13 protein-coding genes are annotated in these 13,456 nt (G+C 69.9%); 9 read left to right on the top strand and 4 right to left on the bottom strand.

Annotated elements, in window-relative coordinates; all coding sequences use genetic code 11:
* The 7 genes from B128_RS0103275 to trpD form a co-directional block, all read left to right on the top strand.
* On the top strand, positions 1-271 hold a 271-nt coding region (locus B128_RS0103275; protein ID WP_018110853.1), incomplete at its 5' end, for a transposase.
* A gap of 354 nt (positions 272-625) precedes the next feature.
* Complete coding sequence (locus tag B128_RS0103270; RefSeq protein WP_026174986.1) at positions 626-1,288, top strand: GntR family transcriptional regulator; 663 nt, start codon at positions 626-628, stop codon at positions 1,286-1,288.
* Positions 1,285-2,208: a proline dehydrogenase gene (locus tag B128_RS0103265; RefSeq protein ID WP_018110851.1), complete on the top strand. Its 924-nt coding sequence runs from the start codon at positions 1,285-1,287 to the stop codon at positions 2,206-2,208. Before B128_RS0103270 ends, B128_RS0103265 begins: the two co-directional genes overlap by 4 nt.
* A gap of 11 nt (positions 2,209-2,219) precedes the next feature.
* Positions 2,220-3,770 (top strand): L-glutamate gamma-semialdehyde dehydrogenase, encoded by a 1,551-nt coding sequence (pruA, locus tag B128_RS0103260; RefSeq protein ID WP_018110850.1) that lies wholly within the window; start codon positions 2,220-2,222, stop codon positions 3,768-3,770.
* 154 nt (positions 3,771-3,924) lie between these two features.
* Positions 3,925-5,313 (top strand): anthranilate synthase component I, encoded by a 1,389-nt coding sequence (gene trpE / locus B128_RS0103255; protein ID WP_018110849.1) that lies wholly within the window; start codon positions 3,925-3,927, stop codon positions 5,311-5,313.
* 10 nt (positions 5,314-5,323) lie between these two features.
* Positions 5,324-5,905: an anthranilate synthase component II gene (locus tag B128_RS0103250; RefSeq protein WP_018110848.1), complete on the top strand. Its 582-nt coding sequence runs from the start codon at positions 5,324-5,326 to the stop codon at positions 5,903-5,905.
* The gene (gene trpD / locus B128_RS0103245; RefSeq protein WP_018110847.1) at positions 5,893-6,882 is read left to right on the top strand and encodes an anthranilate phosphoribosyltransferase; all 990 of its coding nucleotides are present in this window, start codon (positions 5,893-5,895) and stop codon (positions 6,880-6,882) included. The genes B128_RS0103250 and trpD overlap by 13 nt, the downstream gene beginning before the upstream one ends.
* Here the strand turns inward: trpD and B128_RS0103240 are convergent.
* From B128_RS0103240 to hpt, 4 genes are read right to left on the bottom strand one after another with little or no spacing between them, the layout of a single operon-like run.
* Positions 6,879-8,105, bottom strand: a complete 1,227-nt coding sequence (locus tag B128_RS0103240) for an adenylosuccinate synthase (protein WP_018110846.1) — start codon at positions 8,103-8,105, stop codon at positions 6,879-6,881. The two genes, trpD and B128_RS0103240, sit on opposite strands and share 4 nt — an antisense overlap.
* Before the next feature lie 10 nt (positions 8,106-8,115).
* Positions 8,116-9,003 (bottom strand): aldo/keto reductase, encoded by an 888-nt coding sequence (locus B128_RS0103235; RefSeq protein ID WP_018110845.1) that lies wholly within the window; start codon positions 9,001-9,003, stop codon positions 8,116-8,118.
* Positions 9,000-9,668 (bottom strand): queuosine precursor transporter, encoded by a 669-nt coding sequence (locus B128_RS0103230; RefSeq protein WP_018110844.1) that lies wholly within the window; start codon positions 9,666-9,668, stop codon positions 9,000-9,002. The genes B128_RS0103235 and B128_RS0103230 overlap by 4 nt, the downstream gene beginning before the upstream one ends.
* Positions 9,665-10,210: a hypoxanthine phosphoribosyltransferase gene (gene hpt / locus B128_RS0103225; RefSeq protein ID WP_026174985.1), complete on the bottom strand. Its 546-nt coding sequence runs from the start codon at positions 10,208-10,210 to the stop codon at positions 9,665-9,667. The genes B128_RS0103230 and hpt overlap by 4 nt, the downstream gene beginning before the upstream one ends.
* A 51-nt stretch (positions 10,211-10,261) precedes the next feature.
* Here hpt and B128_RS0103220 point away from each other — a divergent pair, with 51 nt between their 5' ends.
* Both B128_RS0103220 and B128_RS0103215 read left to right on the top strand, forming a co-directional pair.
* Complete coding sequence (locus B128_RS0103220; RefSeq protein WP_018110842.1) at positions 10,262-11,947, top strand: tetratricopeptide repeat protein; 1,686 nt, start codon at positions 10,262-10,264, stop codon at positions 11,945-11,947.
* Positions 11,948-12,063: 116 nt separating this feature from the next.
* Complete coding sequence (locus B128_RS0103215) at positions 12,064-13,386, top strand: S8 family serine peptidase (protein WP_018110841.1); 1,323 nt, start codon at positions 12,064-12,066, stop codon at positions 13,384-13,386.
* Positions 13,387-13,456: the final 70 nt, after the last annotated feature.

Genomic DNA, 13,456 nt, shown 5'->3' with positions numbered 1-13,456 from the left:
TTCCCTGGGGCTGGAGCTTGAGGTGGTGGCCCGTCCCTACGCGGGGGTGCGTGGGGTCTGGGTGCGGGAGGGGGAGGAGGCGCCGGAGCTTCCGCGGGAGAGGGGGTTCAAGCCCTTGCCCAAGCGGTGGGTGGTGGAGCGGACCTTCGCCTGGCTTGGGCGGAATCGGCGGCTTGCCAAGGACTACGAAGCTAACCCTCGGGTGAGCGAGGCCTGGGTGTATCTGGGCATGCTACGCTTGTTGGTGAAGCGGCTGGCTAGGGCCGCGTAGCTGGCCGTGGAGGACTTTTACGACAGCCTCTTATTTCGAGCCCCTCTACCCTGAGAAGGGATCTGTTTATTGGGAAGTGGGAACGGTGGCGTTGCTTGACCCCTATCTGGGTATTGGATACGACTATCGCTTTAATGAGCAATTTTACGTGGGCGGAGGAGTGAACGTTTTTCCCCTGCACTTGCTTTTGGGGGGTTTACTTGGAGGAGGGGCTGGTTTGGCTGCCTTTAGCCTTTGGTCTATCTTCCCGACCATCCATCTAGGGGTGTTCCTTTACTAAGGCCGAGGGAGGCCAGGGGGCACCTCTAGGGGTGTCCCCTTGCCTTTTCGACCTTTTGGTATACTGCACACAGGATGCAAGCCCTGGGCTTCCGTCGTCCTAACCAGGTGCGCGAGGCGGTCTACGGCCACCTCAAGGGCCTTCTCCTCTCGGGGCGCTTCGCCCCGGGGGAGCGGCTTTCCGAGCCCCTCCTGGCCCAGGAGCTCGGGGTGTCCCGCACCCCGGTGCGGGAGGCCCTCATGCGCCTGGCCGAAGAGGGGCTGGTGGAGCTGGTGCCCGGCAGGGGGGCCAGGGTGAGGGTCTTCACCCCGGAGGAGGTGGAGGAGGTCTACGGGGTGAGGGCCCTTTTGGAGGGGGAAGCCGCGCGGGAGGCCGCCTTGCGGGCCACCCCCTGGGAGCTGGCCGAGCTGGAGGCCCGCCTCAGGGCCATTGACGAGGCCCCACCGGAGGACTACCCCGAGCAGATGCGCCGGGACCTGGAGTTCCACCGGGCCCTGGTGCGGCTTTCGGGCAACCGCACCCTCTACCGCCTCTACGAGGACCTCCTCTCCACCCTGGCCCTGGCCCGGAGCGCCCTGCCCACCCTCTCCCAGGAGGAGGCCACCCGGCAGGAGCACCAGGCCATCCTCGAGGCCCTAAAGCGGCGGGCCCCCGAGGAGGCCAGGCGGGCGGTGGAGGCCCACGTGTACCGCTTCCGCGACCTGGTGGTGGGAGCCTTGCGGAAAGGAGGCCTATGAACCTGGACCTGGCCTATCGGCAGGCGGTGCTCAGCGTGGCGGGGAACCCCCGGGTGGAGGCCCTGATCAAGGGGCGGGCCCGGAGCCTGGTGCGCCGGTACGTGGCGGGGGAGACCCTGGAGGAGGCCCTACGGGCGGCGGAGGCCCTCGAGGCCCAAGGCGTCCACGCCATCCTGGACCTCCTGGGGGAGATGGTGCGCTCGGAGGCGGAGGCCAGGGCCTTCCAGGCGGGCATCCTGGAGCTGGTGCGGGCGGTGGCTGGGCGTCCTTGGCCCAAGTACGTGTCCTTGAAGCTCACCCAGCTGGGCCTGGACCTTTCCCAGGACCTGGCCCTGGCCCTGTTGCGGGAAATCCTCCAGGAGGCCGAGCCCCGGGGGGTCTTCGTGCGCCTGGATATGGAGGACTCCCCCCGGGTGGAGGCCACCTTGCGCCTTTACAAGGCCCTGCGGGAGGAAGGCTTCTCCCAGGTGGGGCTGGTCTTGCAAAGCTACCTCTTCCGCACGGAGAAGGACCTCCTGGACCTCCTCCCCTACAGGCCCAACCTGCGCCTGGTCAAGGGGGCCTACCGGGAGCCCAAGGAGGTGGCCTTCCAGGACAAGCGCCTCATTGACGCAGAGTTTCTGCACCTGGGGAAGCTGGCCCTCAGGGAGGGGCTTTACGTGGCCTTCGCCACCCACGATCCCCGGCTCATCGGGGAGGTGAAGCGCTACACCGCGGCCATGGCCATCCCCAAGGAACGCTTTGAGTTCCAGCTCCTCTATGGGGTGCGCATGGAGGAGCAGCGGCGCCTGGCCCAGGAGGGGTACACCGTGCGGGCCTACGTGCCCTACGGCCGGGACTGGTACCCCTACCTGAGCCGGCGCATCGCCGAGCGGCCGGAGAACCTGCTCCTGGTCCTCAGGAGCCTTGTGCAGGGTTAAGGAGGCAGGCCATGACGGTGGAACCCTTTCGCAACCAGCCCATAGAGACCTTCCAGACCGAAGAGGCCAGGCGGGAGATGCGGGAGGCCCTCAGGCGGGTCCGCTCGGAGTTCGGGCGGCACTGGGGCCTCTACCTGGACGGGGCCTGGGTGGACACCCGGGAGAGGATCCTCTCCCTAAACCCTTCGGCCCCCAGCGAGGTGGTGGGGAGCACGGCCAAGGCGGGGCGGGCCGAGGCGGACGCCGCCCTCGAGGCCGCCTGGCGGGCCTTCGCCACCTGGAAGGACTGGCCCCAGGAGGACCGTAGCCGCCTCCTCCTGAAGGCCGCCGCCCTCATGAAGCGGCGCCGGCGGGAGCTGGAGGCCACCTTGGTCTACGAGATCGGCAAGAACTGGGTGGAGGCCAGCGCCGAGGTGGCCGAGGCCATAGACTTCCTGGAGTACTACGCCCGCCAGGCCCTGAAGTACAAGTACCCCTCCGTGGAGGTGGTGCCCTACCCCGGCGAGGACAACGAGAGCTTTTATATCCCGTTGGGGGCCGGGGTGGTCATCGCTCCTTGGAACTTTCCCATTGCCATCTTCACCGGGATGATGGCCGGGCCGGTGGTGGTGGGGAACACCGTGGTGGCCAAGCCCGCCGAGGACACGGTGGTCATCGCCGCCAAGGTCTTTGAGATCCTCCACGAGGCGGGCTTCCCCCCGGGGGTGGTGAACCTCCTCCCCGGGGAGGGGAAGGAGGTGGGGGCCTACCTGGTGGAGCACCCCAGGACCCGCTTCATCAACTTCACGGGGAGCCTGGAGGTGGGCCTCTGGATCCACCAGGCGGCGGCCAGGCTGGCCCCCGGGCAACGCTGGCTCAAGCGGGTCTTCCTGGAGCTGGGGGGTAAGGACGCCATCATCGTGGACGAGACCGCGGATCTGGAGGCGGCCACCGAGGGCATCCTGGTCTCCGCCTACGGCTTCCAGGGGCAGAAGTGCTCCGCGGCCAGCCGCCTCATCGTCACCGAAAAGGCTTACGAACCCCTCATGGAGCGGGTCCTGGCCCGGGCGGAGCGCCTGGTGGTGGGCCCCGCGGAGGAGAACCCCGACCTGGGCCCCGTGGCCTCCAAGGCCCAGGAGGAGAAAATCCTCTCCTACATTGAGATCGGCCAGGGGGAAGGAAAGCTGGTCCTGGGGGGTAAGCGCCTGGAGGGGGAGGGCTACTTCCTGGCCCCCACGGTGTTCACCGAGGTGCCGCCCACGGCCAAGATCGCCCAGGAGGAGATCTTCGGCCCGGTGCTTTCGGTGATCCGCGTCTCCGACTTCGCCGAGGCCCTGGAGGTGGCCAACAACACCGTCTATGGCCTCACCGGCGGGGTCTACTCCCGCAAGCGGGAGCACCTGGAGCGGGCCCGGCGGGAGTTCCACGTGGGCAACCTGTACTTCAACCGCAAGATCACCGGGGCCCTGGTGGGGGTCCAGCCCTTTGGCGGCTTCAACCTCTCGGGTACGGACACCAAGGCGGGCGGTCCCGACTACCTCCTGCACTTCCTGCAGATGAAGAGCGTGGCCGAGCGCTTCTAGGCTGACCCCCAGGAGGGGGCTAGACCCCAAGGGTAGCTTGGGCTATCCTTGGGGCATGGTCCGTCCCTTCGCCCGCTGGTGGTCCGGCTAGGCCCCGGGGCGGAGGCGGTCTTTCCCCCGGGGTGCACCCCGGGGGTTTCCCTTAGGGAGCGGCATGGAGACCATCAGACCCTTCCGAAAAACCCTCCTGGCGGACCTGGAGACCCCGGTGACCGCCTACCTGAAGCTTGCGGAAAAGGCCCCGGTGAGCTTCCTCCTGGAATCCGTGGAGCGGGGGCGGCAGAGCCGCTTCTCCATCGTGGGGGTGGGGTCCCGGCGCACCTTCCGCCTCAAGGAGGGGGTCTTCACCGTGAACGGGGAGAGGGTGCCCACGGAAGACCCCTTGCGCACCCTCTACCAGGCGGTGCAGGCCCCCCTGGAGCGCCACCCCGACCTTCCCCCCTTCTTCGGCGGGGTGGTGGGCTACGCCGCCTACGACCTCATCCGCCACTACGAGCGGCTTCCCGCCCTCAAGCCGGACGACCTGGGCCTGCCCGACCTCCTCTTCGTGGAGCCCGAGGTGGTGGTGGTCTTTGACCACCTGAAAAACCTTCTCCACCTGGTGGCCCCGGGCACCGACCCCGAGGAGGCCGAATCCCGGCTCCGCTGGGCGGAGGGGAGGCTTAGGGGCCCCCTTCCCGGGGTGCCGGGGGAGCGGGCGGGGGGGAGGGCCCGCTTCCAGGCCAACATGACCAAGGAGGCCTACCTGGAGGCGGTGGCAAAGGCCCTGGCCTACATCCGCGCGGGGGACATCTTCCAGGTGGTCCTCTCCCTCAGGCTTTCCTCCCCCCTCACCGTCCACCCCTTCGCCCTCTACCGGGCCCTAAGGAGCGTGAACCCCAGCCCCTATATGGGCTACCTGGACCTGGGGGAGGTGGTCCTGGTCTCCGCCAGCCCGGAAAGCCTCCTGCGCTCCGACGGGCGCAAGGTGGTGACCCGGCCCATCGCCGGCACCCGGCCCCGGGGCCAAGACCCCGAGGAGGACCAGAGGCTGGCGGAAGAGCTTCTGGCGGACGAGAAGGAGCGGGCGGAGCACGTGATGCTCCTGGACCTCTCCCGCAACGACCTGGGCCGGGTGTGTGCCTTCGGCACGGTGCGGGTCCTGGAGCCCCTGCACGTGGAGCCCTACTCCCACGTGATGCACCTGGTCTCCACCGTGGAGGGGGTTCTGGCCGAGGGCAAGACCCCCCTGGACGCCCTGGCCAGCGTCCTCCCCATGGGCACGGTCTCCGGGGCCCCCAAGATCCGGGCCATGGAGATCATTGAGGAGCTGGAGCCCCACCGGCGCGGGCCCTACGGGGGGAGTTTCGGCTACCTGGCCTACGACGGGGCCATGGACGTGGCCCTCACCCTGCGCACCTTCGTCATCGCCGGGGGACGGATGCACGTGCAGGCGGGGGCGGGCATCGTGGCGGACTCCGTGCCCGAGCGGGAGTACCAGGAGTGCCTGAACAAGGCCAAGGCCCTCCTCAAGGCGGTGGAGATGGCGGAGGAGGGGCTGTAAGGGGGTTCCCATGCGGGTTTTGGTCATAGACAACTACGACAGCTTCACCTACAACCTGGTGCAGTACCTGGGGGAGCTGGGGGCAGAGCCCGTGGTGTGGCGGAACGACCGCTTCCGGCTGGAGGAGGTGGAGGCCTTGAATCCCGACCGCATCCTCATCAGCCCCGGGCCCTGCACGCCCCTCGAGGCCGGCCTCTCCCTGCCCCTCATCGCCCGCTACGCCCCCCGGTACCCCATCCTGGGGGTCTGCCTGGGGCACCAGGCCATCGGTATGGCCTTCGGGGGGAAGGTGGTGCCCGCTCCGGTGCTCATGCACGGCAAGGTGAGCGAAATCCACCACGACGGCACCGGGGTCTTCCGGGGGCTCCCCAATCCCTTCCCTGCCACCCGCTACCACTCCCTGGTGGTGGAGGCGGTGCCCCAGGACCTCCTGGTGAACGCCTGGGTGGAGGAGGCGGGAGGGCGCACGGTGATGGGCTTCCGCCACCGCCTCCACCCCACCCATGGGGTGCAGTTCCACCCGGAAAGCTACCTGACGGAGGCCGGTAAAAAGCTCCTTAAGAACTTTTTGGAGGACCCATGGACGCGGTGAGGAAGGCGCTTTTGGGCGAGGAGCTTTCGGAGGAGGAGGCCTACGGCCTCATGGGGGCCATGATGCGGGGGGAGGTTTCCCCGGTGCGGGTGGCGGGGGTGCTCACCGCCTTGGCCCTCCGGGGGGAGACCCCTTCGGAGATCGCCGCCATGGCCCGGGCCATGCGGGAGGCGGCCCGGCCCCTGCCCGTGGGGCGGCGGCCCCTCCTGGACATCGTGGGCACCGGGGGGGACCACCAGGGGCTTTTGAACCTCTCCACCCTAAGCGCCCTGGTGGCGGCCGCCGGGGGGGTGGCGGTGGCCAAGCACGGGAACCGGGCGGCGAGCTCCCAGGCGGGCTCGGCTGACCTCCTGGAGGCCTTGGGGGTGAACCTGGAAGCCCCTCCGGAGCGGGTGGGGGAGGCCCTCGAGGCCCTGGGCTTTGGCTTCCTCTTCGCCCGGGCCTTCCACCCCGCCATGCGCCACGTGGCTCCCGTAAGGGCGGAGCTTGGCATCCGCACCGTCTTCAACCTCCTGGGCCCCCTCACCAACCCCGCGGGGGCCGACCGCTATGTGCTGGGCGTCTACAGCCCCCGCTGGCTTGCCCCCATGGCCGAGGCCCTAGAGCGCCTGGGGGCCCGGGGCATGGTGGTCCACGGCTCGGGGGCGGATGAGCTCGTCTTGGGGGAGAACCAGGTGGTGGAGGTGGGCAAGGGGGCCTACCTCCTCACCCCGGAGGCCGTGGGGCTTGGGCGGGCCCCCCTTTCCGCCCTTAAGGGAGGCACCCCCCAGGAGAACGCCGAGCGGGCCCGGCGCCTCCTCAAGGGGGAGGAAAAGGGCCCCCTGGCCGAGGCCGTGGCCCTGGCCGCGGGGGCGGGGTTTTACGTGGCGGGGCGGACGGAAAGCCTGGCCGCAGGGGTGCGCCTGGCCCAGGAGGTCCTGGCCTCCGGGGAGGCCTACCTCCTCCTGGAGCGCTACGTGGCCTTCCTGAAGGGCTAGACCCAGCTCACCGCCCCGAAGGTGTCCTCCCGCCTGGGGCTGGTGGAGAAGAGGACCACCGGCACCCCGGTGTGCTCCTCAATGAGCTCCAGGTAGGCCAGGAGGGAGGGGGGCAGGTCCTCCCGGCTCCGCACCCCGGAAAGGTCCCCCCAGCCCGGGAGCTCCAGGTAGCGCACCGCCTCCGGGGGGGCTTCCCCGGGCCGGCTCCCATCCAGGTAGGCCACGGCCACCCGCACCTTCTCCAGGCCCGAGAGCACGTCCAGCTTGGTGAGGGCCAGGCCGTCAAACCCGTTCACCTCGCAGGCGTACCGCAGGGCCACCAGGTCCAGCCAGCCCACCCGCCGGGGCCTGCCCGTGGTGGTGCCGTACTCCCCTCCCTTTTCCCGCAGGTGGTGGGCCAGCTCCCCGTGGATCTCCGTGGGGAAGGGGCCTTCCCCCACCCGGGTGGCGTAGGCCTTGGCCACCCCGTAGACCTTGGTGATGGCCTTGTGGGAGAGGCCGGTGCCCACCAGGATTCCCCCCACGGTGGGGTGGGAGCTGGTCACGTAGGGGTAGGTGCCGTAGTTGAGGTCCAGGAGGGTGGCCTGGGCCCCCTCAAAGAGGAGGCGCTTCCCCTTCCGCCAGGCCTCGCGCAGCAGGCTCCCCGTGTCGGCGATGTAGGGGCTTAGGATTTCCCGCATGCGCAGGAGGTCGGCCAGGGCCTTTTCCTCCGTGTCCCAGCCCGCTTCCCGGGTGGAGTTGGGCTTCTCAAAGAGGAGGCGGCGCACCCTTTCCCGCAGGGTCCCCTCGTCCAGGAGGTCCCCGGCGCGGATGCCCACCCGCCTTGCCCGGTCGGAGTAGGCGGGGCCGATGCCCCGGCCGGTGGTGCCCACGAAGTTGTGCCGGCTCTCCACGTGCTTGTGGTGGGGGAGGACCAGGTGGGCCCGCTCCGAGACCAGCACCTTGGGGTTGAACCCCTCCCGCTGAAGGGCGAGAAGCTCCTCCTGGAAGCGGAAGGGGTCAATGACCATCCCGTCCCCCAGGACGTTCACCGCGTGGGGGTGGATGACCCCCGAGGGCAGGAGGTTCAGCTTGAAGACCCGCCCCTCGGCCACCACCGTGTGCCCGGCGTTGGCCCCGCCCTGGTAGCGCACCACGTAGTCCGCCTCCCGGGCCAGGGCGTCCACCACCTTGCCCTTGCCCTCGTCCCCCCACTGCGCTCCGATGATGGCGATCCCCGGCATCCCCCTAAGCTTACGACGCCCCTTCCAGGAGGGCCATCTCCTCTGGACCGAGGCTAAGCCTGAGGGCCTCGGCGTTCCCGCGGACCTGGGCCGGGTTTTTGGCCCCGGGGATGGGGAGGGTACCCTTTTCCATCAGGTAGCGGAGGGCGATGGCCCCGGGGCTCGTGCCCTTGGCCCGGGCCAGCTCCTCTAGGAGGGGCAGAAGCCTCTCCAGCCGCCCCAGGTGGGGGCGGTACTTGCTCCCCCGGTATCCCTTGGGAGGGTTCCTGGGGTCCAGCTTCCCCGTGAGCCAGCCCATGGCCAGGGGGCTGTAGGCCATGAGGGCGATGCCCTCCCGGCGCAGGGTGGGCAGGTGGGCCTCCCAGTCCCGCACCAGGAGGCTGTACTCCACCTGGTTGGCCAGGAGGGGCACCCCGTGGCGGTCCAGGACGGCCTTCGCCTCCGCCAGCTGGGCCAGGGAGCAGTTGGAGACCCCCACCCCCCGGGCAAGCCCCCGCTCGTAGGCCTCCGCCAGGGCCTCGGCCCAGACCCGCAAGGGGACGGGGGGCCAGGGCCAGTGGAGGAGGTAGAGGTCCACCGCCTCCACGCCAAGCCGCCTCAGGCTTCCCCGCAGGGCCTGGAGGAGGCTTTTGCGGGAGAGGCGCCAGGGGTAGGGGAAGAACTTGGTCACCAGGTAGGGCCTGGCCCCGCTTTGGGCCATGAAGCGCCCCAGGAGGGTTTCCGAGAGGCCAAACCCGTAGAACTCCGCGGTGTCAAAGAGGCTCACCCCGGCCTCCAGGCTCTCCCGGAAGGCCTGCTTTAGGTCCTCCTCCCGGTAGCCCCGGCCATAGCCCCAGAAAAGCCGGTCTCCCCAGGCCCAGGTGCCCACGCCCATGGGATGGGTGAAGAGGGGGTTCATGCCAGGCGGAAGGGGTTGAAGTCCGTGTCCCGGTCGTAGACGTCCAGGCCCTCAGCCCGCTTCAGGAAGCCCACCACCCCGTAGGTGAGGGGGAGCATGAGGGCCTCCACTCCCAACTTGAAGAGGTAGTTGGAGAGGAAGACCGCCAGGAGCACCTCCGGGGGCAGGACGCCGTAGAAGGCCACCAGGAGGAAAATGGCGGTGTCCAGCCCCTGGCCCACCAGGGTGGAGGCCAGGGCCCTCAGCCAGAAGAAGCGGCCCTCGGTGCGCACCTTGAGCCTGGCCAGCACGTAGGCGTTGGCGAACTCCCCCACGAAGTAGGCCAGGAGGCTTCCCAGGACGATCCGGGGGGTGAGGCCCAGGAGGAGGCCGAAGGCCTCGCCGAAGCGTTGGCTTTCCGCGTCCTCCGGGGCGGGCAGGGCGGCCACCGCCTGGAAGGTAAGGGTGGCGAGGAGGAGGGCGAAGAACCCTGTCCAGATCACCCGGCGGCTTTTGCGGTAGCCGTAGACCTCGGTGAGCACGTCGCCGAAGATGTAGGCCAGGGGAAAGAGAAGCGTGCCCCCGTCAAAGGTGAAGGGCCCCAGGACCACCAGCTTGGTGGAGGCCACGTTGGAGACCAGGAGCACGGTGGCGAAGAGGGCGGTGATGAGGTCCAGGTACCTCATTCTTCCTCCGGTCGGATGGAGGTGATGAAGGGCAGGTTGCGGTCAAACTGGGCCCGGTCCAGGCCGTAGCCGTACACGTAGGCGTCCTCAATCTCAAAGCCCAGGTAGTGGATGGGCACCTCCACCTGCCGCCTTTGCGGCTTGGAGAGGAGGGCGGCCACCCGGACGGAGGCGGGCTTCCTGGCCTCGAGGTAGTCCAGGAGGTAGGCGAGGGTGAGGCCGGTGTCCACGATGTCCTCCACCACGATCACATCCCGGCCGTGGATAGGAAGGCGGAGGTCCTTAAGGAGCTCCACCTCGCCGCTGGACTTGAAGGCGTTGCCGTAGGAGCTTATGGCGATGAAGTCCAGGGTGAGGGGGAGGGGGATGGCCCGGACGAGGTCGGCCATGAAGATGAAAGCCCCGTTCAGGACGCAGATCAGATGGGGGGTTCTCCCCTGGTAGTCCTGGGCGATGGCCGCCCCCAGCTCAGCCACCCGGCGGCGGATGGCATCTTCGGGGATCTGGACGGGTCCGTTGCCTGGGCCCAACATCGGTCCCATCTTAAGGCCTTGGCGGGGGGGCAAGGCGGTGGTAGGCTAGGCCCTAAGGCCATGCTCCGCACCCTGGGCGGACTTTTCCTGGAGGGAGCTCCCTTCGCCAAGCGAAGGCCCCTCCTCCTCCTGGCCTACCTGCTCCTGGAGGGGCCAGCCTCGCGCCGCTTCCTCTCGGAGCTCTTCTGGCCTCGAGCCCAGGACGCCCACAACAGCCTCTCGGTGGCCCTCTCCGCCCTGCGCCGCCTGGGGGTGCAGGTGGAGGGGGAAGAGGTGGTGGAGGCCCAGGGGGAGGTGGATTCCCGCCTCCTCCTCCAGGCCCTCAAGGAGGAGGCCCTGGAGCGGGCCCGGGACCTCTACCGGGGGCGGTTTTTGGAGGGGGCGGATGACGGCCTGCCCGAGGAACTGGAGGAGTGGGTTTGGAGCACCCGGGAGCGCCTGGCCCTTTCCCTATGGGAGGGGCACCGGCGCCGGGCCCGGCGGCTTAAGGCCCTGGGGGAACCCGAGGAGGCCCACCGCCTGGAGGCGCTGGCCCTGGCCCTTCCTGGGGTAAAGGAGGCGGCTTCCGAAGGGGATGAGGATGAGGATCCCCCCCTGGACCAGGCCTGCTGCCGTCTCTTCCACGCCATCGCCCTGGTGGGCCTCCCCCAGGCGGCCGCCGTCTTCAAGCCAGCGCCGGAGGCCCTGGAGGCCCTTTGGCAACGGGGGTTTTTGGACGGGCGGGGGGAGGCCACCTTCCGGCCGCCCCTCAACCTGGAGGCCCGCCAGACGGCCCTGGAGCTGGCCCGCCACCTCCCCCTGGCCCAGGCCGCCCCCCTCTACCGGCTGGCCCTGCCCCTCTGGCGCCCCGAGGACGTGGAGCGGGGGCGGCGGGCCCTCCTGGACCGGGTCCGCCAGGACTTGGAGGACCGGCCCCTCGAGGCCCTCGAGGCCCTGGCCTCCCTGGCCCCCGACCCGGAGGTCCTGCTCCTGCGCTCCCGGACCCTTATCCGGCTGGGCCGGTTCAGGGAGGCGCTGGAGCTTTTGGAGGAGCTGGCCGACACCCCTGAGCGGAGCGCCCTACGCGGGATAGCCCTCTACCGCATGGGCCGGGTAGGGGAGGCGAAAAACGAGCTCCCCAAGGCAGAGGCGGGGGGACCCCACGCCCAGGGGGAGGCCTATAACCTGGAGGGTCTTCTCCTCCTGGGAGAGGGGGCCTTCCGGGAGGCGGCCGAGGCCTTTAGCCGGGCGGCGGTTCGCTTCCTCCTGGCGGGGGAGGAGGCCCGCCACCTGAGCGCCCTGAACAACCGGGCGGTGGCCTTGGCCGAGCTGGGGAAGGGGGAGGAGGCCTTCTTTGAGCTCCTCGCCCTGGTGGAGGGGCGGCCCCTCCTCGAGGCCCGGGTGCGGCTCAACCTGGGGGTGGTGCGGGAGCGGGCCGGACGGGTAGAGGAGGCCGAGGGCCTTTACCGGGACTCCTTGGAACTGGCCCGTTTGGCGGGGAACCTAGAGGCCATGGGGCGGGCTTGGAACAACCTAGGGGCCCTCTACCACCGGACGGGCCGCCCCCAGGAGGCCCAGAAGGCCTATGAGGAGGCCCTCAAACTGGCCCGGGAGGCGCGGGACCTGGTCCTCCTGGCGGCGGTGCTGGCCAACCGGGCGGAGCTCACCGGGGAGCGGGCCTTTTTGGAGGAAGCGGTGCGGGTGCTGGAGGAAAGCGGCCAGGAAAGCTTGGCCCGCCGCTACCGGGACCGGTTGGAGACGCTTTAGGGGCGGGTTCAGGGTTGGTTCAGGGTTGGTTCAGGGGGGAGGGGCTAGGCTTGCCCCATGCCGCTGAGCCTTTGGGATGTGGAGGGGTTGAGCCTCTGGGTGGAGGGGGTGGGGGGATGAAACGGCTCTGGCGCTTCGGGCTCCTTCTGGTCCTTATGGCCTGGGGTTGTCTTCCTGCCCCGCCCACGGCCTCCCTTTCCCCCGTCCGCGCCCGTCCCGGGGAGGCGGTGACCCTGGGGCTTCGGGGGGCCTCGGCCGAGGGGGCCGCCGTTTGGGTGGCCGGGGTGGAGGCCCAGGTCCTGGAGGCCGGAGGCCCCCGCCTTCGCTTCCTGGTGCCCTCGGTCCCGGGAGGGCCCCAGGAGGTGAGGGTTCGGACCTCGAGGGGGGAGATCCGGGCGGTCCTCGGGGTCCTGGGCCAGGTGGACCCCCGGCGCATCCTCCTCCGCCTCCCCCTGGGCCAGACTCCAAGGCTTCCTGCCGGCTTCACCCTGGAACGCCAAAGCGACCTTGCGGCCTGTGGCTTTACCCTGGCCGAGCTGGGGTATGGGGGTGAGGCCTTGGGCCAGGCCCTGGAGGAGCTGGAGGCCCAGGACCCCAGCTACAAGGCGGACCCCGAAAGCCTCTGGAGCCTGGGAGGCTGGGTGGGGGAGGCGGTGGGGGCTCCCCTGGCCCACGCCCGAGGGGTAGAGGGGCGGGGGGTGCGGGTGGCCGTCCTGGACACCGGGGTGGATGGGGCCGTTCCCCAGCTTCCCGGCTACGACTTCGTGGAGGAGGACACCACGCCCCAGGACGCCTTCCCGGGCGGGCACGGCACCGGGGCGGCGGGCCTGGTGAAGGAGGTGGCCCCCCAGGCCCAGATCGTCCCGGTGCGGGTCTGTGACCAAAACGGCGTTTGCCGGGCCAGCCGGGTGGTGCGGGGGGTGTGCTGGGTCCTGCAAACCCGCCAGGGCCCCACCGTGCTCAACCTGAGCCTGGGGGGCGACACCCCGGTGGAAGCCCTCAAGATCGCCCTTCAGGCCGCGCTGGCCCAGGGCATCCCGGTGGCCGCCGCCGCGGGGAACCAGGGGACCCAAGGGAGCCCAGCCCACTACCCCGCCGCCTTGGACCTGCCGGGGCTGGTGGCGGTGGGGGCTTTGGATTACGATCCCAAGGGCCATACCTTCGCCCCTGCTCCCTACAGCACTCGGGGGGCCTACGTGGACCTCTCGGCCCCCGGGACCAACCTGCCCTGCACCGCCCCCGGAGGGGGCACGGGAAGCTGCACCGGCACCTCCTTCGCGACCCCCCTGGTGGCCGGGGCCATGGCCCTTTGGCTTTCGGCCCAGCCGAACCTCACCCCGGCCCAGGTGCAACAGAGCCTGGAGCAATACGCCAAGCCCCTACCCTTTTCCCCGCAGGAGGTGGGCAAGGGAAGGGTGGACCTTTCCGTTAAGCCCTAGGGGCCAAGCCGGCCCGGGGGCCCTTCCGGGGCCCCCCTTTTCTTGCCGGGTGCGGTTCAGCCTTGGTTCA

This window comes from Thermus igniterrae ATCC 700962, assembly GCF_000376265.1.
In the GTDB taxonomy this organism is placed as follows: domain Bacteria; phylum Deinococcota; class Deinococci; order Deinococcales; family Thermaceae; genus Thermus; species Thermus igniterrae.
The sequence above is the reverse complement of the archived record's forward strand: the minus strand, read 5'-3'. Positions and strand labels throughout refer to the sequence as shown.